This window comes from Lentilitoribacter sp. EG35 (assembly GCF_040784015.1).
Lineage (GTDB): Bacteria > Pseudomonadota > Alphaproteobacteria > Rhizobiales > Rhizobiaceae > Lentilitoribacter.
In genome coordinates this window covers 63,267-85,395 of record NZ_JBFNGQ010000010.1, presented here as the reverse complement: position 1 = coordinate 85,395, position 22,129 = coordinate 63,267, and the positions used below count along the sequence as shown (strand labels likewise).

At 45.4% G+C, this 22,129-nt stretch carries 20 protein-coding genes; 14 read left to right on the top strand and 6 right to left on the bottom strand.

What is annotated here, in order from left to right:
- Positions 1-7 precede the first annotated feature (7 nt).
- Positions 8-886 (bottom strand): MurR/RpiR family transcriptional regulator, encoded by an 879-nt coding sequence (locus AB2J24_RS16080; RefSeq protein WP_367386206.1) that lies wholly within the window; start codon positions 884-886, stop codon positions 8-10.
- Positions 887-901: 15 nt separating this feature from the next.
- On the bottom strand, positions 902-1,300 hold the full coding sequence (locus AB2J24_RS16075) for a RidA family protein (protein ID WP_367386205.1): 399 nt from the start codon (positions 1,298-1,300) through the stop codon (positions 902-904).
- 145 nt (positions 1,301-1,445) lie between these two features.
- On the opposite strand from AB2J24_RS16075, the gene AB2J24_RS16070 reads away from it, so the two are divergent.
- From AB2J24_RS16070 to AB2J24_RS16040, 7 genes are all read left to right on the top strand, one after another.
- Complete coding sequence (locus tag AB2J24_RS16070) at positions 1,446-2,987, top strand: ABC transporter substrate-binding protein (protein ID WP_367386204.1); 1,542 nt, start codon at positions 1,446-1,448, stop codon at positions 2,985-2,987.
- Positions 2,988-3,059: 72 nt separating this feature from the next.
- Positions 3,060-4,007 carry an ABC transporter permease gene (locus tag AB2J24_RS16065; RefSeq protein WP_367386203.1) on the top strand — a complete coding sequence of 316 codons (948 nt, stop codon included), beginning with the start codon at positions 3,060-3,062 and terminating at the stop codon, positions 4,005-4,007.
- Entirely contained in the window at positions 4,004-4,855 is an 852-nt protein-coding gene (locus tag AB2J24_RS16060) for an ABC transporter permease (protein WP_367386202.1), read from the top strand. The genes AB2J24_RS16065 and AB2J24_RS16060 overlap by 4 nt, the downstream gene beginning before the upstream one ends.
- A gap of 2 nt (positions 4,856-4,857) precedes the next feature.
- A complete protein-coding gene (locus AB2J24_RS16055; RefSeq protein ID WP_367386201.1) occupies positions 4,858-5,832 on the top strand; it encodes an ABC transporter ATP-binding protein in 975 nt (324 codons plus the stop codon).
- Positions 5,829-6,641, top strand: coding sequence for an ABC transporter ATP-binding protein (locus tag AB2J24_RS16050; protein WP_367386200.1), 813 nt, complete (start codon positions 5,829-5,831; stop codon positions 6,639-6,641). Before AB2J24_RS16055 ends, AB2J24_RS16050 begins: the two co-directional genes overlap by 4 nt.
- Positions 6,641-8,110, top strand: a complete 1,470-nt coding sequence (locus AB2J24_RS16045; RefSeq protein ID WP_367386199.1) for a M81 family metallopeptidase — start codon at positions 6,641-6,643, stop codon at positions 8,108-8,110. Before AB2J24_RS16050 ends, AB2J24_RS16045 begins: the two co-directional genes overlap by 1 nt.
- Positions 8,100-9,176 (top strand): D-TA family PLP-dependent enzyme, encoded by a 1,077-nt coding sequence (locus AB2J24_RS16040; RefSeq protein ID WP_367386198.1) that lies wholly within the window; start codon positions 8,100-8,102, stop codon positions 9,174-9,176. The genes AB2J24_RS16045 and AB2J24_RS16040 overlap by 11 nt, the downstream gene beginning before the upstream one ends.
- A 40-nt stretch (positions 9,177-9,216) precedes the next feature.
- Here AB2J24_RS16040 and AB2J24_RS16035 read toward each other — a convergent pair whose 3' ends face one another.
- The 4 genes from AB2J24_RS16035 to mtnK form a co-directional block, all read right to left on the bottom strand.
- Positions 9,217-11,274: a bifunctional aldolase/short-chain dehydrogenase gene (locus AB2J24_RS16035; RefSeq protein WP_367386197.1), complete on the bottom strand. Its 2,058-nt coding sequence runs from the start codon at positions 11,272-11,274 to the stop codon at positions 9,217-9,219.
- 91 nt (positions 11,275-11,365) lie between these two features.
- Entirely contained in the window at positions 11,366-12,334 is a 969-nt protein-coding gene (locus tag AB2J24_RS16030; RefSeq protein ID WP_162653431.1) for a sugar-binding transcriptional regulator, read from the bottom strand.
- Positions 12,335-12,354: 20 nt separating this feature from the next.
- On the bottom strand, positions 12,355-13,464 hold the full coding sequence (gene mtnA, locus AB2J24_RS16025; protein WP_367386196.1) for an S-methyl-5-thioribose-1-phosphate isomerase: 1,110 nt from the start codon (positions 13,462-13,464) through the stop codon (positions 12,355-12,357).
- Positions 13,461-14,723, bottom strand: a complete 1,263-nt coding sequence (mtnK, locus tag AB2J24_RS16020; protein WP_367386195.1) for an S-methyl-5-thioribose kinase — start codon at positions 14,721-14,723, stop codon at positions 13,461-13,463. Before mtnK ends, mtnA begins: the two co-directional genes overlap by 4 nt.
- 118 nt (positions 14,724-14,841) lie before the next feature.
- Here mtnK and AB2J24_RS16015 point away from each other — a divergent pair, with 118 nt between their 5' ends.
- The 7 genes from AB2J24_RS16015 to AB2J24_RS15985 all read left to right on the top strand — a co-directional run bounded on the left by AB2J24_RS16015 (position 14,842) and on the right by AB2J24_RS15985 (position 22,108).
- Positions 14,842-16,341, top strand: a complete 1,500-nt coding sequence (locus tag AB2J24_RS16015) for a sugar ABC transporter ATP-binding protein (RefSeq protein ID WP_367386194.1) — start codon at positions 14,842-14,844, stop codon at positions 16,339-16,341.
- A gap of 11 nt (positions 16,342-16,352) precedes the next feature.
- Positions 16,353-17,369, top strand: coding sequence for an ABC transporter permease (locus tag AB2J24_RS16010; protein WP_367386193.1), 1,017 nt, complete (start codon positions 16,353-16,355; stop codon positions 17,367-17,369).
- 34 nt (positions 17,370-17,403) lie between these two features.
- Positions 17,404-18,447 carry a substrate-binding domain-containing protein gene (locus tag AB2J24_RS16005; protein ID WP_420883666.1) on the top strand — a complete coding sequence of 348 codons (1,044 nt, stop codon included), beginning with the start codon at positions 17,404-17,406 and terminating at the stop codon, positions 18,445-18,447.
- 75 nt (positions 18,448-18,522) lie between these two features.
- Entirely contained in the window at positions 18,523-18,963 is a 441-nt protein-coding gene (locus tag AB2J24_RS16000; RefSeq protein ID WP_367386192.1) for an RbsD/FucU family protein, read from the top strand.
- A gap of 77 nt (positions 18,964-19,040) precedes the next feature.
- Positions 19,041-19,967 carry a transketolase gene (locus AB2J24_RS15995; RefSeq protein ID WP_367386191.1) on the top strand — a complete coding sequence of 309 codons (927 nt, stop codon included), beginning with the start codon at positions 19,041-19,043 and terminating at the stop codon, positions 19,965-19,967.
- Positions 19,968-19,979: 12 nt separating this feature from the next.
- Positions 19,980-20,984, top strand: a complete 1,005-nt coding sequence (locus AB2J24_RS15990) for a transketolase family protein (protein ID WP_367386190.1) — start codon at positions 19,980-19,982, stop codon at positions 20,982-20,984.
- Positions 20,984-22,108 (top strand): RuBisCO large subunit C-terminal-like domain-containing protein, encoded by a 1,125-nt coding sequence (locus tag AB2J24_RS15985; RefSeq protein WP_367386189.1) that lies wholly within the window; start codon positions 20,984-20,986, stop codon positions 22,106-22,108. Before AB2J24_RS15990 ends, AB2J24_RS15985 begins: the two co-directional genes overlap by 1 nt.
- Positions 22,109-22,129 lie beyond the last annotated feature (21 nt).

Below are 22,129 nucleotides of genomic sequence, written 5' to 3'. Positions count from 1 at the left end.
CTGCAAATCAATCACCGATAGGTTTGGGACCAGTATCTTTATAAAGTGGAGCGAGCGACGTGCGGATTCTGCGCAGATTTTCCTTTACCTGCTCAGGCCGCTTACGTGCAGCCCCTGCTGCGAGCACATCAACAATGGCCAAGTAAGCAAGCCGTGAGGAGGTTGGCGCATAAATATCCTGATCCTCGGGAATATCGACTTGAATTGAAATATCCGTAATTGCCGACAGTTCAGATCCTTTCTTCGTCAAACTGATTGTACTAGCACCATATTGGCGCGCAATTGTCACACTATCCAATAACTCAGCGGGTTGCCCGCTAGATGAAATTGCAACAAGCACATCACCGTCACTATAAGTTGAGGCAACCATGCGCTGCAAAAACCCATCCGAGTGGGACTCAGCCGGGATGCCCAATCTGAAGAAACGGTTGGCCCCTTCCCTTGCAACATTTGCAGATCCACCGCCGACACCCAAAAACCCGATACGATGTGCATTAGCTAAAACTTCTGCTGCTTCTTCAATCTGCTGACCATCCAGTTGTGAACCCGTTAACTTCAACGTATCTATCAAATTGCCAAACACCTGCGAGACAAATTGCCCCGATATTGACATGTCCCCGCTCCGGTTATCGAGATACTGCATGCCAACCGCAACACTTTGCGCCATTCGAATTTGAAAATCACGAAAACCTTCACACCCTATCGATGTACAAAATCTATTTACGGTTGCCACAGACACGTTTGCCGCTTTAGCTATCTCATTCTGCGATAAAAATGAAATCTGATCCAAATTGGTGAGAACAAATTCTGCTACAAGTTGTTCGCGTTTTGGCAGAGACCCTAATAAAGAGCGCATATTGGAGATGATATCGATGACTTTAGGCATTAGGTCCACCTGCAATTATTCTGGTTTATACGCAATTACATCCATTTCCACCTTAGCGTCCACCATTATTGCACTTTGAACCGTCGACCGGGCTGGTGGATGAGCCGTAAAATACTTCGCAAAGACTGAATTGAAGCTTGTGAAATCACGTGGATCATCAAGCCATACATTTACCTTCACAACATGTTCAAGACCGCAATCGGCTAATTCAAGCACAGCCATAATATTTTGCATCACCGCTTCGGTTTGCGCAATAATTCCGCCCGAAACAACTTCGCCGTCCACGGTAGGTACTTGTCCAGAAACATAGATGTAATCACCAGCACGCACAGCCTTGGCAAATGGACGCGGCGTTCCACCAGCTGCAGCATCAGCTCCATCCAGTCGAGTGATTCCCTTTGGGGTATTAGTCATGCGAACTCCATTTGTAAGTTAATTACAGTACTTGTAGCTTAATCGGATCAAAATGACAATAATAGTTGACTCAAAGTTGATTTTTTGTAAGTTTCTTTCATAATACAATAATAATGATCAATAAAATGACAGTGGAGGAGCTAAAATGACTATGAAGAACTGGATGAAATCTATGCTGGCGGCAGGAGCCTTAATGGCACTGACGGTTGGAGCGAACGCCGACGGCATTCTCAGATATGCAACTGTGGGCGAGCCGCCTAGCCTGGATCAACAGGTTATCACTTCTGATTTAGCAACAACAATTGCGCACCACATTTTTGAAGGTCTTTATACCTTCAATGGTTCCAACGCGCCGGTACCACTTCTAGCTTCAGGAGAAACCGTTTCTGACGATGGTAAGACAATTGTTATTTCACTTCGAGAAGGAGTTAAGTTTCACAATGGTCAGGATATGACCTCAGCAGATGTTCTTGCATCGCTACAGCGTTGGGGTGAGTTTGGTTCTCGCGGTAGTCTAATCTTTGATCATGTTGAAAATGTTGCCGCAACTGGTGACCATGAAATCACACTTAAACTTAAAGAACCATTCGGCCCTTGGAAAAACCTGATGGCCTTCATCAATGGCGGCCCGGCAATATATCCTGCTAGCATCATAACGGGCGCTACAAAGGAGCCGATCAAACCTGAAAATTATATCGGAACAGGTCCTTACACTTTTAATGCCTGGAACGCGAACCGTTACATTGAGCTAAAACGTTTTGATGATTACGCGTCCCCATCGGGTAAAGCTGATGGTTATGGCGGCACTCGTATCGCCGAATTCGACACATTGCGTTTTATTCCGGTCCCGGATGTCGGAACCCGTGTTGCTGGTGTTCGTGCAGGTGACTATGATTATGCTGAAAGTATCCCCGGTGATCTTTTCGCAGACTTAGATGCTGATCCTGGTGTTAAAACCATGTTAAATGGTGGACCGATCTTCGGTCTTGTTTTCATGAACTCCAGCGATGGGCCTTTGAAGGAAAACTTTGCACTCCGTCGCGCCATTCAAACAGCGCTTGATAAAACACCGGCACTACAAGTAGCTATCGGTCCTGAAGGCTTATGGCGTGCAAATGGATCCTTCGCACCAGAAGGTAATGTTTGGTATACCGATTCAGGAGCAGAACATTTCAGCAAAGGAAATGCAGATGCTGCCCGCACAATGGCTGCGGATGCTGGATATGACGGAGAGCCGATTAAATTCATGGTTTCGACCAACTATCCATTCCACTACGATAGTGCAATCATCTATACAAAACAGTTAGCTCAAGCCGGATTTAATGTCGATCTTCAGGTTTATGACTGGGCGACATTAATTGAAAAGCGTGCACAGCCTGATCAATGGGATATGTTCTTTACTCATCATGGTTTTGTTCCTGATCCGATTTTGATTTCGGTCATGAATGACAATTATCCTGGTTGGTGGGCAACTCCTGAGAAGCAAGCTCTGAAAGATCGGTTTACAGCCTCTTCTGACTCTGCTGAACGTCAAAAAATCTGGTCAGAAATCCAGGCGCTCATCTATGATCAAGTTCCAACGATGAAGACTGGCGATGTTTATACCTACAACATTGCTTCGCCTAATCTAAAAGGCCTTGGCGAACAGACATTGATCTGGCCTAACTTTTGGAATGTCTCTAAGTAGCTTTTCTCCCAGCTCCCGCTTTTTGTTACGAGGCGGGGGCAACCCTTCTTACTTCCATACATTGAGGATAATATGCTCATTTACACAATGAAGCGCCTATTAACGCTCATTCCGACGCTCCTTGCAGCTTCGGTGCTTGTATTCCTTTTTGTTCACCTGATCCCCGGTGATCCGGCAGCCATACTTCTTGGTGACAGTGCCACACCGGAAGAAATAGCCCAACTGTCATCGGAGATGGGCTTTGATCGTCCTTTGTGGGTTCAGTATTTTTATTGGCTCGGCAATATACTCCGAGGTGATTTTGGAACCTCGATTTTCTTTGGCGAACCTGTTTTATCTGTAATCGGAAGCGGTGCGGAAACATCCATTTTACTCGCGACCATGACAATGGTTTGGATCATCTTAATTGGCCTTCCGATAGGTGTTCTATCAGCCACAAAGCATGGAACCTGGATTGACCAGATTACATCCAGCGGCGCAATGCTTGCTGCATCCATGCCGACCTTCTGGTTGGGTCTGTACCTTATAATGATTTTCTCAGTTACACTTGGCTGGTTCCCAAGCTCAGGTTTTCCATCACTATCTGACGACGGAGGAATTGCCAATCTGCGATATCTTCTTCTTCCAAGCCTAACACTGGCAGCACCCAATGCAGCACTTATTATGCGTCTCGTACGAGCATCTATGCTTGATGTTGCCCGAGAAGATCATGTACGCACAGCACGGGCCAAAGGGCTTCATCCAGCCCGTGTTGCTATGAAGCACGTATTTCGCAATGCATTGATCGCTGTTGCTGCGGCATTTGGTTTTACATTCGCTGCACTTATATCAGAAGCCGTTGTCACAGAGACGGTCTTCTCATTACCTGGCATAGGCCGTTTGGTCGTGCAGTCAATTTTACGTCGCGATTATCCGGTTATTCAAGGAGTTATCCTTGTGATTGTCGTTCTTTATATGGTCATCAATTTACTGGTGGATCTTGCCTATGCACGCCTAGATCCAAGGGTGTCTCTAAAATGAATGCTATCAACTTCTTTCGCAATGCTTTTAGAGGCCGCAAACTGGCGACTGTGGGATTTATCTGGCTTTGTCTTGTGGTTATATCAGCTATCGCCGCTCCGTTAATTGCTCCTTACGACCCTTTGGAAATTGATCCGGTCGCTCGTTTGTTAGAGCCTGGCTGGCTCAACCTATTTGGAACTGATCACTTTGGACGAGATACATTCTCCCGCGCAATTTATGGTGCACGTATGACTGTATTGATCGGCGTCGGAAGCGTCCTTGTCGCCTTAACTTTTGGTGGATTGATCGGCATGATGTCCGCTTATTTTACTCGGCTTGGGCACGTTTTGATGCGAGGCGTCGATGTGCTAATGGCATTTCCTGCATTATTGATGGCGCTTGTTCTGATAACATTACTGGAACGCAGTGTATTTAATACAATTCTTGTCATTGGCATCGTCTACGCAACGACAACAGCCCGAATCCTTTATGGCATGACTTTAAAGTTAAAAGGGGAAGTCTTCGTGGATGCCGCCATCTGTTCAGGAGCAGGACATCGATCTATTTTGTTTAAGCATATTTTGCCAAACCTGATTTCACCGCTACTGGTGCAGGCCAGCTTTATCTTTGCTTTCGCGCAGCTTCAGGCTGCCGCACTCGATTTCCTTGGACTAGGGCTACCACCTGAAGTTCCAAGTTGGGGTAACATGTTATCTGAAGAACGTATCTATGTAACACGTGCCCCTTGGTTACTGATCTATCCTGGGCTCCTGATCGTAATATCGGTGTTTTCAATGAACCTTGTCGGGGACGCATTACGCGATAGCATTGACCCCCGCTTCAAAGACGATATCGCAGGGGTTTAACCATGACATTATTAGAAGTTAAAAATCTAGAAATTGTGGTTAACACCGGAGGCAAAACACTGCCTGTCGTGCAAGGAGTTTCCTTTCAAGTAAATGAAAAGGAAACCCTCGGGATTGTGGGTGAGAGCGGCTGCGGCAAGAGCCTTACTTCTCTCGCTATCATGGGATTACTAGGTGGAACGACTGTCCAGATTACAGGTGGCGAAATTCATTTCGACGGAATGAATTTGTTAGAACTCTCCGCAAAGGAACGTCGTACAATCATGGGCAATCGTATGGCTATGATTTTTCAAGAACCCATGACAAGCCTAAATCCTGTTTATCGTATCGGTGATCAGATCATAGAGAACCTGACACAACACCAAAAGCTTTCAAAAAAAGCCGCACGTGATCGCGCAATTGAGTTACTTGAATTGGTGCGCATCCCTGATCCATCGGAAAGGATTAGTAGTTTCCCTCACCAAATGTCAGGTGGCCAGCGTCAACGCGTGATGATCGCAATGGCGTTATCTTGCGACCCAAAACTGCTAATCGCGGACGAACCCACGACAGCTCTGGATGTAACAGTACAAAAAGAGGTTCTAGATTTGATGGCGGATCTTCAAAACCGTATGGGTACAGCCGTTGTTCTTATCAGCCATGATCTAGGAGTTATCGCTCAGACTTGCGACAAAGTTGCCGTGATGTACCGCGGAAAAGTGGTAGAGGCCGCGCCAACAACAAGCCTCTTTCAAGAGTTAGCTCATCCTTATACCCGCGGACTATTGAATTCAATTCCTGTGGTTGATCATGATGTCGAGTGGCTCGAAGCTATTCCTGGACGGGTGCCAACACTGGATGAAACCCTAGCCGGATGCGCTTTTCATCCGCGCTGCTCTATGGCAACAGAACTTTGCATCTCAACACCTGCGCTAACCACACACTATAAACAGGGTCACAGCGTTCAATGTCATTTTGCAGGAAGGGAAACATCATGACCGATCCACTGTTACGCGTCGTGAATCTCAAAACCCATTTCCGTACTAAGAGCGCAGGTCTTTTTGGTGAGAAAAAGGCGATTAAAGCCGTTGATGGTGTATCTTTTGAAATTGCACCTGGAGAGGTTTTAAGCCTCGTTGGAGAATCTGGTTGCGGGAAATCAACAGTCGGTCGCACACTAACCCATTTGGAAAAAGCCACATCAGGACAAGCTCTGTTTGAAGGACAAGACTTTCTTTCTCTCTCTCCGGCCAAATTCCGTCCGCTTCGTCGTGAAATTCAGATGATCTTTCAAGACCCATTTGCCTCGCTCAACCCACGCCTCAAAATTGAACAGACTTTAGCTGAACCTTTATTTATTCACGAGATTTGTCAAACATGGGATGAGGCTCGTCAACTCATTGCGGAAATGCTTGAAATAGTTGGCATGGACCCAAAAGTTATGACGCGTCACCCACATGAATTTTCCGGTGGCCAGCGACAACGTATCGGAATTGCACGCGTCATGATTTTAAAGCCCAAACTAGTGATCGCAGACGAAGCGGTATCAGCTTTAGATGTTTCTATTCAAGCGCAAGTTTTAAACCTGATCAAAAAGTTACAACACGACAGTGGCGTGTCGATGCTGTTCATCAGCCACGATCTTGGCGTGGTCCGGCATATTAGTGACCGGGTTGCAGTCATGCTTGAGGGTAAAATTGTCGAAATAGGTGACAAGCAACAAATATTCGAAGCACCACAGCATGAATATACGCGCAAATTATTGCGTTCAATTCCCCGAATTTCAGTCAAAAAAGAGGTTGCCTAATGCTAACTCCCAAGCGCGTATTTGTCGGTTCAATCGCAACTGAAACAAATACATTCTCACCTCTGCGCACAGATCTGAAAGACTTTGAGGAAAGTTTTTATGCACCGCCAGGCCAGCATCCTGACACCCCTACATTATGTAGCGCGGTCTATCCAGCGGCCCGCGCACGTGCAGCGGAGTTCAATTGGCAAATCGTCGAAGGCACAGCCTCATGGGCGGAACCAGGTGGAATTGTAAATCAGAACACTTGGGAGTTTCTACGTGATCAACTCCTAACTGAACTGAAAGCAGCCATGCCTGTTGATATCATTTTATTGGGACTTCATGGCGCAATGGTCTCACAAGACTGCCTTGACTGCGAAGGTGAACTTTTAACCGCCATTCGAGAAATTGTTGGTGCGAATACGATTATTGGCACAACATTTGATCCGCATAGCCATCTTTCAAAACGTCGCACAGACAACGCTAACTTGATCAGCGTATTTAAAGAATTTCCTCATACAGATTTTGTCGAAGTTGCCGAAGAGTTGGTAGAACTCGTACACGATACTTCGCTTGGCAAAATTACACCAGTCATCAGCACGTTTGATTGCAAAATGATTGAGGTTCTTCCAACCAGCCGAGAACCTATGCGCAGTTTTGTAGATAAGATTAAAGCACGCGAAGGCCATGATTCTATATTATCTATTTCTGTCATTCACGGGTTTATGGCAGGAGATGTACCGGACCTTGGTTCAAAAATAATCGTTATTACAGATAACGACAAATCTGCTGGCGATAAATTAGCCAAAGAACTTGGTAACGAGCTGTTTGCAATGCGCGGCAAAACACGACCAGAATTTTTAACATCTAAAACTGTTTTTGATCGAGCTGAAACATGTAGCATAGCTCCTGTTGTTGTGGCTGATGTTTGGGATAATCCAGGCGGTGGCGTACCAGGCGATTCAACAATTTTGCTAGCAGAGATGATACGTCGTAAAGTTAAAAACGCGGCGTTAGCTACCATCTGGGATCCCATAGCCGTACGCACCTGTTTTTCGGCCGGAGAAGATGCACAATTCAGATTACGCTTTGGAGCAAAGATGTCAGAACATGGAGGCGATCCTCTTGATGCGGATGTCATTGTCAAACGAACTATGCGCAATGCTGTACAAAGCTTTGGTCAAAGTATTGTTCCATTGGGTGATGCTGTATGGATCGAAGTTGAAGGTATTGATGTCATTTTAAACTCAGTGCGCAGTCAAGTGTTCAACCCGGATGTTTTTTCTAATTTTGGAATCGATCCGAAACGCAAGAAATTGTTAGTTGTCAAATCGACAAATCATTTTCAGGATGCGTTTTCACGTATATCAGATAATATACTTTATGCTGCAGTTGACGGACCATATCCAAACAATCCAAAAACAAACAACTATCAAAACCTAAATCGCGAAATTTGGCCCCGAGTGGAGACACCCCATGGCTCTTGATATAGACACAATCGACACGCCTGCATTTGTTGTAAATGAAACAACAGCGCTTGCGAACATACATAAGTTCCAAGCTCATTGTGACACAGTTGGCCTTAGCTTGCGCCCTCACATCAAGACTCATAAGTCGATCCGGTTTGCAAATGTTCAGATCGCAGCGGGAGCAATCGGAATTGCATGCCAGAAGATTAGCGAGGCCGAGGCAATGCTGTCAGAGGATGTAGATAATGAGATAGACGATATTCTCATTACATATAACATCCTTGGCTCTGCCAAACTTAAACGTCTCTGCGCACTATCTGAGCGTCTTAAAGCGCTCGCGGTCGTTGCGGACAATGCGACCGTTGTAGAAGGACTTTCAGCCGCATTTAACGGAGCGCCGCGTAAACTCCGTGTTTTGGTTGAATGTGATACGGGTGCTGGGCGTTGTGGTGTTCAAGCACCAGGCGCAGCAACAGCCTTGGCCAAAACAATTGCTAATTCACCAGGACTAGAATTCGCAGGTCTCATGACCTATCCAGCTGTTAACGGGGCGGACGGCGCAGCGAAATTTTTATGCGAAGCGAAGATTATGCTAGAGGAACAAGGCATCCCCTGCCCGACAGTTTCTTCAGGAGGCTCACCCAACATGTGGGACGCGTCAACAGACGGGGTTCTAACAGAATACCGAATTGGAACATACATATATAATGATCGCTCATTGGTTAGATCAGGCACCTGCACATGGGATGATTGTGCCGGGCATGTGCTAGCAACTGTTGTTAGCACCCCTACACCAGAGCGAGCAATTATTGATGCAGGATCAAAAGTTTTAACCTCAGATTTGTTAGGATTTTCGGACTACGGCCACATCATAGATCATCCAGAAATCCGCATCACAAGTTTGAGCGAAGAGCACGGCATTTTAGACGTTGATCCAAAAAAACCATTGGTAATAGGGCAGCGGCTCAGAATTGTTCCAAATCACGTGTGTGTGGTTTCAAACATGTTTGATGAAATCTGGCTCGAGACTGGGAATAATAGTCTTATACCTTTGCCAATCAATGCGCGTGGCAAGGTGATCTAACATCCATGCTCAGTGTTTGAACATGAAAAATCAAACGACCTTAACGTAAAATAGCAGCTATATTTCCACCATCCACGGTCGAGACATTTCCTGTCGTTTTTCGTGCAAGCGCTTGAGATAAAAAGACTTCCGCCACATCTCGAGCGGTTACCTCCTGCTTGAGTAGGTTTCCGCTCATGTAATCGTCAATACTCATATTACGCGCTGACGAACGGCTTGCAATCATATCATCATCCAGCAGACCTGATCTAATTCGGTCAGCGTTAACAGCATTTGCCCGGACACCAATGGACCCATATTCCAAAGCATATTGACGCGATAAAAACAGCGTTGCAGCTTTTGGTAAACCATAGGCGCCAAAATTCGCACCCGGGTTTATAGCTTGCTTTGAGGTGTTATATAACAAACAACCGCCTGTACTTTGAGCCTTAAAAACATCAATGGCAGCTTGTGAAATATTCTGGTGGCTGAAGAAGTTCAATTCAAAACTTTTACGTAGAATTTCATCATCCAGTTCGCCAATCGCGCCTTCCCAAGCAGCACCCGCATTAGATATGATGATATCCAGTCCACCGTATTTTGTAACTGCTGCGTCAAATGATTGTTTAATACTGGTCCGGTCTGTAACATTGCAAGCTACCCCTAAGTGACCTGCACCCAGCGAGGCTGCAATTGTTTCTGCCGCATCTAAATTGAGATCAGAAACAACAACTTGTGCACCTTGTTCTGCAAATACCTGACAAGTGGCTGCACCAATGGCTCCAGCCCCACCAGTCACCATAACGACCTGGCCATCTAAAGCTCGCTTTTTTGCTGACGCCAGTTTCGCCTGTTCCAAAGACCAATATTCAAGCTTGAAAAGTTCAGGCATATCGACGGGTTTAAATTTACCATGAGCCTCAGCAGAGGAAATTGTTTCAACAAATGTTTCACCAACATCTGCCGCAATCTTGGCCTCTTTGTAAGTCTGTCCAATGCCTATCATCCCAATACCAGGAATGAAGGCCAATCTTGGCATCGGGTCAAGCATGGTACGCGTAACATCATCCTGCGCATCATTTTTGCTAAAATATTCAGTGTAATCAGCAATAAATGATTTAACTGCTGTTTGAACAGCTGTTTTGAATGCATCAAGATGATCTGTTTCAGGTGCAGGAAAAATTATCGGTTTGTGTTTTATTCGAATGGATAGATCTGGCGTAGGCATACCTCTCGTCGCAAATTTGTCGAGATCAGCAGCATTAGTAAAATTCAGAATTTTATCGTCGGCACGGTGATCACAGACAAACCTTTTGTAATCTCCATCATCTATAGCATGAGCAATGGCACCTCGAACAATGGGAAGTACATCCTCTAGATTTGCTATATTCTCCGGTAAAGCAGCCTTGGGAAATGATGAAAACTTTCTGTTTTGTTCGACATAATTTTCAGCCTTGGTCACGGCATCAATCATGAGATCATAAGCACTTTTTGCGTCTTCAGCGAACGTAAAGATGCCATGTTTATCCAAAATCAAACCATCCACGTCCGGGTTACTTTCATAAACTTCCGCTGCTTTCTTAGCCAAATCAAAACCCGGCATAATGTACGGAACAAACCCAAATCTTTCGCCAAAGACTTCTCTGGCCAGCTCTTTGGAATTATCTTGGTCTATAATAGCAAGAACACCAGTTGAGTGGGTATGATCTACAAATTTATGTGGAATAAACGCATGTAACAGCGTTTCGACAGAAGGATTAGGGGAACTCGAGTTAATAAGATTTGAACGCTGCAATTCAACCATTGTTTCATCGGATAATGCCGCAAAATTACGCGTGCTTAGAAGTGGCTTAAGTTTAACTGCAGGCAAGCCGGCTGGCTCAATAATACCCATATCCCAACCGCTTCCTTTGACACAAAGGACATCCCATACCTGACCGGTTATGTCCGTTGCAGTTGTTTTGACAGATGTATTGCCACCTCCATGCAGGACCAGCTGCGGTACAAGCCCCAGCAATCTCGTTGTATAAACTCGCAGTGCTAAGTCTTCATTGATACCCTCTTTAGCCAGGTCATCAACAAGTGTTTGAGCTTCACTATCTATCCAATTATTCTGCATATCGTTCTTCCACTATATCAATTATTTCGCACCAAATTTTGGCAATTTATCTGTCGTAAAACATTCATTCTATGTAAGTTGAAACATCCAATTAAACTCTTTCCAGTAGCATCCTTGCAGTATCATCGCATGTTGCAAGATGCGTTGCGTATCCGCCTCTTATTGCCGCCAATATTGGCTCAACACGTGTTTGACCTGATCCCACCAACAACCCCATTTCTTTGCCCTTCATCTGATCCAGGGTTATTCCAATCATGCGATCTTCAACGCTGGTGGGCATATGGTTGCCGTCCTCATCAATAAGACGTCCACAAATAACACCGGTCGCGCCTTGTTTCTTTTGATGTTCCAGTTGCTGCAAATTCATGAGACCTGTTTTCAAAATATGACTGTCTTCGCTACAAGTTCCACATGCAAATATTGTTTTATTACAGTTCATAACCGCTGACATTTGCTCCATGATGACAGGCTCAGCCATAAGCCTCTGTGCGAGTTCTTTATCAGACAATAAGAGTGGAACGTGTAAATTAACGCAGTGAGCACCAAACTGCCGCGCAAGTACCGCTGAACATATCTCTGCTGAGAACCCTTTAGCTGCAGGCCGTGAACCAACTAGCTGGACAACTTCAAGGTCTTCAACGGTTTGACGTGATGCAGCCTCCGATACCCTGAAAATGGTTTCACCCCAAGCGACACCAAGACGGTCGCCTTTTTCGAGAAGATGAAGCAGCCAATCGGCAGCCATTTTTGCAACACGCTCCTCAGTTGCCTCGCCCGATGATGGTGCAATACTAACTTCTTTTAGTCCAAATGTGTTGGCAACTTTTCGTGCCAGTTCGTGTTCTGTGAAAATACTTGGATCAAGTGAGATACGAATATACCCACGCTTACGTGCCTCCGACAAATAATTGACGACGGATGCGCGCGAGATACCCAGTTTTTTTGCAATCTCATTTTGATTAAGACCTTCATGATAATAACACCACGTCGCATCAAGTATTGCTCTTTCTTGACGGTCTAGCCGGATATCATCTGTCGAGCGCGTTTTACTTTCTGGCAATTCGGAACCTCGATTTTCTATTATGCTGTTCGATCTATCTTGCACAATTCGGGAAACATAGCAGCCAAACCGTCTGAAGATGCTGCGCTGATCCCTCTTTCCGTAATTAACCCCGTAACAAGATGGTTTGGCGTGACATCGAAAGCCGGATTTCCACCTGATGTACCGATCGGCGACACTTGGACAACACCAATATCACCTTCTGCCAGAAGGCCTTGTATATGTGTTACTTCTTGTTCGTCGCGTTCTTCAATCGGTATGTCTGCAACTCCATCTGAAATTGTCCAATCGATTGTAGGCGAAGGTAAAGTGACGTAGAAAGGAACATTATTATCCTTGGCTGACAATGCTTTGAGATATGTGCCGATTTTATTGCAAACATCTCCACGGCTCGTTGTCCTATCAGTGCCAACAATCACCATATCCACCAAACCATGCTGCATGAGATGCCCACCAGCATTGTCAACTATATATGTATGTGGAACACCGTGGCTACCAAGTTCCCATGATGTTAGAGCACCTTGATTACGAGGCCGGGTCTCATCTACCCATACATGAATGGGAATTCCTGCATCATGGGCGTGAAACATTGGACTTGTTGCTGTACCCCAATCAACGGTTGCAAGCCAACCTGCATTACAGTGGGTGAGAATATTAACAGGCTCGCCAGGCTTCTTCTTGGCAGCTATCTCACGGATTATAGCTAGTCCGTTCCGGCCAATTTGCGCGTTAATCTCTACATCCTCATCCGCAATAGCATGAGCTAATTGTAATGCAGCCGCGGCACGTTCTTCTTCCGGTAATGGCAGCATCGCCTCCTTGCAACGGTCCAGTGCCCAACGCAAGTTAACAGCGGTTGGGCGCGTCTTATGAAAGTAGGACCACGCAGCTTCGATGTGACTGTTTGATGAGTTTAGCTTCATGGCACATGCCATTGCATAGGCGGCTGTCGCGCCAATCAGAGGCGCTCCACGAACACGCATTTCAACGATGGCAGTTGCAAACTCCTCTATAGTTTGAAGGGTATCTATTCTAAATTCATGCGGCAGCCAGCGCTGGTCGATGATCTCCAGAACATCCTTTTCAGCATTCCACCAAAGCGATCGATAATGCTTGCCGTCTACTTTCATATGTAATCTCCTTCATTGAACCGCTTTGCCATAGAAGTGAGCGAGGCAACGTCTTTGATAGTCTCAAAATTTAAAATGAGTTCGACACCCATTGCGATATTTCGTGCTTCAAGTGATGCTCTTAGGGACGTATCTTCTATCATCTCAAAGTCTGCATTATGAGCCAGAGATAAAACCCGCCTGTGCATCTCAATGCCACAAAATGAAACGGCATCTCGCATGATGTGATCAAGCACATCGTTACATGCAGCTTCCGACGAATGCCCTTGATCCTCGAAGAGAGATTTAGGATAGAGCATACCGGTTCGTTCTGTTTTCCATAGATGTTTGAACTCGGCATTAAAATGCTCAAATATTTCCGTAATTGTCGTCAGAATCCAAGTTTGATATTCTGCTAAATCTGCCTCATCGCGATGACCCGGCTGACTAAAATAAGCCATCAGAAAATTGGCTGTCAGCATACCAATATCAAAGCCCATTGGGCCATATTGAACAAACTCAGGATCAATAACACGGCTATCATCATCTGTTGACATAATAGATCCGGAGTGAAGGTCGCCATGCAGCATCGTTTCCGTATTGGACGCAAACTTCATCAACATTGCCTGAACACGCGATTTGAGTGCAACATTGTCACGAAGTTTTTTAATAAACCCACCCAGTTCCGGCGTATTTTGGTTCATCTCTGCATCAAAATATGGGTCCGTAAAAACCAAAGCTTCTGTAATGGCGGGGATTTTTACGTTCCCTGAGAAAACACCCACATCAGCTTTCTTATCAATGCTCTTCATCGAAAGTTCCGAGCCGCGAAATGCTGTTTGAGCGCAAAATCTACCCATTGTTTCCGATAGGTTCGCAACTCTTTGACCAGCAATCAACTTCCCTCTTAAAATAATATGCGGCTGAAGGAATTCCATAACAATTAGTGCTTGTTCGCGATTGAAGTAAAAAATCTCTGGTACGGACCCAGGTGCACGTTCTTCCTGTCGCAACAAAGCCTCATGCTCATAATAGGCGCGGTACAGTGGCAGTGGCCAACTGTCCCCCACCAGTCGAACATAGGGAAGTGCCTGTTTAATAATAACAGTACCGCCAGAACCTTCGACTATAAATACAAGATTGAGATTGCCATCACCAACTTCTTTGACCTGCCAATTTTCTACATCAGCCCCTATCCGAGTGACGATCTCCTCGAGAACTCCAAGTCTTGATGGAATAGTGTCAACCGATAGCTCTTCATAATTTTTTGCCATATCCATCTTACCTCCATATCTCTAGAGACAATAAATATAGTCAATTGTCAAGACTATTGACATAAGAAGAAATTCACGTCACGATAGATGAACAAACTCCAACCTGGAGTGTTTGGGAGAGATAATGTCGTCAGCAGTTTTATCAGTGGAAGGTGCGCGCAAGAGCTTCGGAGTGAATGAAGTTCTTAAAGGCATTGATTTATCGTTAACGACCGGGACGGTCACTGTATTAATGGGTGCAAACGGCGCTGGTAAATCTACTTTGGTAAAAATAATATGTGGCATTCATTCTTTCGATGCCGGATCAATGGAGCTTGATGGTGTTGACTATGTGCCAGCAGGGGCGGCAGATGCGCTTCTTAAAGGTGTTATTGCCGTTCATCAAAACATTGATGATGGCGTGGTGCCGGATCTTGATGTTGCGACAAACCTGATGCTTGATCAATTGACAAAATCCGGCGCAAGTACATTCGTGCGAGACCGTGAGTTACGCAAACAAGCTGCAAAAATTGCACAGTCAATGGACCTGACAATGGATGTCCGCACTCGGGTAAGCGATTTAAATGTTGCGGACAGGCAAATGATCGCTATTGCGCGGGCCATGGCGAGATCGCCAAAAGTTCTAATTCTGGATGAGCCAACCTCGTCTCTTTCTGCATCGGAAGCAAAGCGTCTATTTACACTTATCGATCGTCTACGTGATCAAGGTGTGGCTATTTTATATATCTCGCACCGCATGTCGGATATAAGGCGTATAGCCGACCGCATTGTTTCCATGCGTGATGGACAAGTTTCGGGCATATTTGAAAGTGACAACCTTGATTATGAGGGAGCTGTCACAGCAATGCTCGGCCACAAAATGACGGAAGTAGATATCACTCCAAATGTGGTCGATGCACCGATTTTGGAACTTAAGAACATCTCTCTCAAACCGAACTGGCCAGCATTTAATATGATCGCGAATAAGGGCGAGGTGATTGCCGTAACTGGCTTGCTTGGCAGTGGTAAAAGTCAACTGGCAGATGTTATTTTTGGCTTGAAGAAACCGGCCGGTGGCACAATGCAACTTGACGGCAAAGCTTATGAGCCGACTAGTGCATCTGCAGCCATTGGCGCAGGTGTTTTCATGTCACCAAAAGACCGCGGCAATAATGGCGTCGTCAGAGCTTTTAATATTGCAGATAATATGAGCCTGCCATTTTTGCGGGCTTTTAGTAAACTTTCCCTCATTCGAAATCGTCAGCAACGTAATGCCACGACGGATATGATCAATCAGATCGGCATTGTTTGTCAGTCTGACGAAGACCTGATCGGAACACTTTCTGGCGGCAACCAACAAAAAGTCATGATCGGGCGCTGGTTACTCAAACCCTGTCAGGTTTTATTATTAGATGAACCCTTTCAGGGCGTTGACATAGGCGCAAGACGAGACATTGGACAACATATTCGCGACACAGCAAGTGATCGGACAACCATTGTTTTTGTAGCCGAAATAGACGAGGCAATCGAAATCGCTGACAGAATAGTCGTGTTAAACGAAGGTTCTCTGGTTGGCGAACATAATAATCAAAACTTAAACCTGGGTGCATTGATTGCGCAAATTACAGGCGAAAAAGCGGCATGAGGAACAACTAAATGCGCAATGAAAGATTGCAAAAATTTGCCATTAGATATGGCTTCATTGTTTTATTGATAGGGCTTTCAGTGTATTTCAGTGTAGCCGCATCAGGGTTTTTCAGTGCGCGTTCTGCTGTTTTTGTTTTCCAATCAGTCGCCATTACTGGCATTCTTGCTTTGGGCGTGACTTGCACTCTTGTTGTAGACGGGTTTGATTTATCCATCGGCTCTGTGGCCACATCAGCATTGATGCTGTCGGCCTACACAATGGTCATTCTTGAACAACCAGCATATGTTGCTGTAATCCTTTGTCTTGCGATGGGCGCTTTGGTGGGTTTGATCAACGGCTTGCTAATAGTGAAGATGAAAGTACCTGATCTTCTGGCTACTTTGGGGATGATGTTTCTACTCATTGGTTTGCAGCGAATTCCAACACAAGGCAATTCAATTGCAACCGGAATGAACCTTGGTGATGGTAATGTTGCAGAAGGTACATTTTCGCAAGCGTTTCTTTGGTTAGGTAGACACCGTTTTGATTTCTTCTTGGAACGTTTGGTTCCTGTTCCTGTTGTTATCTTCATATTGGTCGCAATCGGGATATGGATCTTTCTAGAATTCACACGTCATGGACGCTTGATGTATGCGATTGGGTCCAACCAACGTGCGGCAGAGCTTGTCGGCGCAAATGTAGAGCGCTACAAAATTGCTGCCTATATGATCTCCGGCGTCACAGCCTCTATTGGCGGAATATTATTGGCGGCGCGCCTTGGTCGTGGTGACATAGCATCGGGCAATAATCTACTACTTGATAGTGTTGCTGCTGGCCTCATCGGTTTCGCTGTTCTAGGTGCGGCCAGACCAAATGCTTTTGGAACTGCAATCGGTGCATTATTTGTCGGAATTCTTCTTCAAGGAATGACCATGATGAACGCACCTTATTACACACAGGACTTTGTTAAAGGCGCAGTTCTTGTTTGCGCACTTGTTTTCACATTTTACCTATCGTCACGACATATGGCGGGACGAAAAATCTAAATGAAACTCAGATAAACCCATGGGAGGATTTACAATGCTGAGAAGACAATTCATGAAACTGGTTGGTGCAGGTGCATCAATACTTGCGCTTAGTGGTTCAGCTTTTGCAGCTGATATGCCAGCTCCATTCGACAAGCCGGGCGACGTGAAAATTGCTCTGGTGCGCTATCTGTCAACGGGTGATTTTTTCCAATCTTATCTGTCAGGTGTAGAAAATCAGGCAGCAGCGCTTGGTGTTGATTTGCGTGTTTTCGATAGCCGTCAAGATGCTGCGCTTCAAGCCGATATGGTTGATCAAGCAATTGCGCTTGGGGTTAACGGCATCATCATCCAACATGGTCTCACCGAGTCCATGAAAGAGGCTGCGCAACGTGCTGTTGACGCCGGCATTAAAGTCGTTGCTTTTGATGTGAATGTTGAAAATGAAGCTATTCCACAGATTGAACAGTCAGATTACCAACTTGGAAAACTCGCACTCGATCAGGCAGTAAAGGATAACGGCAACGATTTTACAGCTGGCTATGTTTATGTTGCTGGGATTGCACCACTTGATCGCCGCGATGTTGCTTGGCAGGACATTAAGAAGGCTAACCCTGACATCACAGAAGCAGCAATGTTTGGAACTTTGGATAATCCAATTGCAAACTCTGTTGCAAACCAGGCGCGTTCTGTTTTGCAAGCGAACCCAAACATAAATGTTGTATTTGCGCCTTATGATGAATTTGCAAAAGGTGTGAAGATTGCAGTTGATGAAGCTGGCTTAACCGATGATATCGATATTTATTCTGCCGATGTTTCAACAGCTGATATTTCTGCGATGCGGGAGCCGGGTTCAGCTTGGGTTGCAACTGTTGCAACAAACCCGTCTGTGGTTGGTGAAGTGAGCGTACGAACACTTGCATTAATGCTTTCCGGTAATAACCCAGGTGCATCCGTTGTCGTGCCGCCAACACTCATTACACAAAGTTTCCTTAATGAAAACGATATCAAAAACATGGATGATTTGGGCAAGAAAATGCCTCAATTCCAACATGCAGATGTATCGACAGCCGATTGGCTTCCACTACCAAAACGCTGAGTGGAAACCAGAAATAAATATGAAAATCCTAAGGCCATATTGGCCTTAGGGTACAATCACCTTCGGAAATAAAACATGCTGATAAACATCGATAAACGTATATCACCACAACTGCTATTCATATTAGCGCAGATGGGCCATGGAGATGAAATAGCTGTTGTTGATGCTAACTTTCCAGCAGTTTCAACTGCTGCCCATTGCATTACCAAAGAGCCGATAGACATGATGGGTGTTGATGCGCCCAAATGCATCGAACTCATCACCAAACTTATGCCGCTTGATACATTCACAGAGTTTGGAATATTGCGGATGGAAATTGATGGTGCGCCAAACGAGTTGGGCGACGTACATAAAGATGTTGTAACAGTATTGGATCATGTCTCTGGCGATGTGGGACAGGGATCAATTGAACGACAAATTTTCTACAAGAGATCAAAGGCTGCATTTGCTGTTGTACAAGTTGGTGAAATTCGGCCTTTTGGATGCTTTTTATTACGCAAAGGCGTGATTTTTTAATTTTAGCAGGACTCAAATTTAGAGATAAATGGATGGTGATCAGCAGTTAGTTACTCTGGTCGTAAGAGGATTACGCAATGCAGAACAGCAAAAGCACTGAAGAAATTGCCTTTGGTATACGTCGCCGTGTATTTGAGCACTCCATACATAATAATGGTGGTTATCTTTCACAAGCGTGTTCAGCGGCAGAACAACTCGCTTGGCTCTACAATGAAGAACTTAATTTGGGTGAACCGACATTACCGATGATCCCAAAACCATTCGGCGGCGTACCGTCTGCTGAGAACACGGGCTATCATACTGGTGCTGGCTACAACGGACCATTTGAACCTGACTTGGATCGATTGTTCATAGCCCCTGCACATTATGCACTTGTAGCTTATGCCACATTAATTGAAACAGGTCGCATGGCGCCTGAAGGCCTTGATATGTTTAATAAAGATGGCTCCTCCGTTGAAATGATCGGAGCTGAACATTCACCGGGCATGGAAGTGCATAATGGAACGCTCGGTATCGGCCTATCCACCGCAGCAGGTCTAGCCTGGGGTCGCAAAAAGCGTGGTGAGAAGGGGAAAGTATGGGTTTACATGTCCGACGGCGAGGTACAAGAAGGGCAAACATGGGAAGCCATTCAGGCTTGTGCGCATCATAAAATTGATAATGTCAAAGCCATCATGGACGTCAACCGCCAGCAATGCGATGGCGCCATGGGTTCGGTCATGGAAGTGGGAGATATTGGCCGAAAGATGGAAGAATTCGGCGCAAAAGTTGTTTGGGTCGATGCACATAATCTTGATGAAATCCGAGACGCTGCTAAAACACCACATCGTGGCAAGCCTCTTATCATCTTAGCAAATTCAAGTCCGTTTAGAGGTATGCCAAGCCTTCAGCTCCGCTTCCCCAGATTACATTATGTACGCTTCAAATCAGAACAAGAGCGAGCTGATATGAACAGAGATATAGCCAAATCATTGGGCATTGATCCAATCGATTACAAACATTAGGGGAGAAAGATTATGGTAGAAATGGTTGCTCGCCCTTATGAAGGCGCGTTTGAAAAATATGCATTGGCTAACCCAGACGTTTTATGCCTCTCCGCAGACCTGACATCATCATGTGAGATTGATAAATTCCGCGACAAACACCCCGAACAGTTTCTCTCACTCGGGATGGCTGAACAAAACATGCTTAGCTTTGCTGGCGGGCTTGGACTAGCTGGTTATCGCCCGTTTATACACACTTTTGGCGTTTTTCTATATCGCCGCCCTTATGATCAACTTATGGCATCCATTGCATATCCACGTCGCAAAGTGCGTCTAATGGGTTTCCTTCCTGGTATCACAACACCCGGTGGCATGACCCATCAAGCCATTGAGGATATCTCGGTCATGCGGTCCATTCCCAACATGACAATTTTGGAAACCGGCGACGCAACGGAAGTTGAGAGTATTTGTGAGGCCGCAGATAGTATTGATGGCCCTGTCTATTGCAGAGTGTTACGTGGCAATGTCCCGCGTTTATTTGATACACCTATAGAAGTTGGCAAGATGCGCGAATTATCAATGGGTGATGATATCCTCATTGTTACATCCGGTATAACAACAGAGGAAGCGCTCCGCGCAAGATCTGCGTTGGAGAGTGCGGGAGTTTCAGTTAGACATCTACACCTTAATACAATCAAACCATTTGATGACCAAGCCATGCTAGATCATATCCATTCAGTAAAAGGTGGCGTAATCACACTTGAGAACCACGTCACTGAAGGAGGCATAGGTTCGCTTATTGCAGAGATAATTGCAGATAATGGTGTGGGCAAAAAGCTTGTACGCCTTGGCCTTAAAGACACGTACGCCCACGGAGGATCACGGCCTTACTTGATGAACTATTACGGTCTTGATGCCATTGCCCTCGTAAAAGGTGTCGAAAAACTAACAGGTGAACAACTAGGTATATCAGAGCAAGATTTGGCAACCACACGTGTCGAGGCAGTCCATTCAACCGTTAAGGCGGAGGGTCTTTGATGCAGCGCTTTGAAATTACATACCGCCTTTTTGCGGGTTCGGATGATGATGCACTCGAATTTGCAAATGCTATTGCGTTGGAAAACACCGTTGAAATCCCGCGCGATGTGGTGCCCAAAGGATATATAGAAGATGTGGTTCTTGGTCGCGTTCAAAAAATTGAACCAGAAACTGTGCAAACATGGCAAGCCACAATTGGGTATCATATTGATGCAGCGGGTGAAGAACTGCCGCAATTGCTCAATGTAATTTTCGGAAACGCTTCAATCCTAAAGGGTGTTAAAGTTATCAAGATGTCTTTTAATGATGACGTCAGGTCACTTTTCCCCGGTGCCCGGTTTGGGTCAGAAGGTGTCAGGAACCTAACTGGGAAGTCATCAGGCGGATTTATCTGCCCGGTCATTAAACCTCAAGGTTCAAGCATCGAAGAACTAGCTGAACTTTGTTATCAAACAGCCCTCGCTGGTGCGGATATTGTTAAAGAGGACCATGGCCTATCCAATCAAACCAATGCTCCATTTAAAGAACGAGTTCCAAAGTGTGCAGAAGCAGTTGCCAAAGCAAATGCGATAAGAAAAGCAAATGGTGACGATAGCCAGGCAATCTATCTACCCAACATTGGCGGACATGGTGATCAAGTCGAAGAACTTGCCTTTTTTGCAAAGGCTCACGGAGCAACTGGTTTATTACTCATTCCCGGGTTGTTCGGTTTTGATGCCATGCAACGCCTCGCAAGAAATGAGAATTTTGGACTACCAATTATGGCACATCCTTCTTTCACAGGCCCCTATGTTTTATCAGAAAATACTGGTTACTCGCATGGATGTTTCTTTGGTGATCTTATGCGCCTTTCAGGCGCCGACATCAGCGTATTTCCAAACTATGGCGGGCGTTTTGGTTTCAGCAAAAACGAGTGTATGGAAATAGTAGATGCTTGTAATACGGATACTGGAATTGGCAACAAAATTCTACCAAGTCCCGGCGGTGGGATGAGCCTTGAACGACTACCGGAAATGCATGATACCTATGGAGATGATTGTGTTTATCTTGTCGGAGGTTCGCTGTTACGCTTCAGAGATAAAATCAATGTTGCAATCGAACAAATGAGAACAGCACTTGCATAAGATTGGTTAGGCTCTTACATA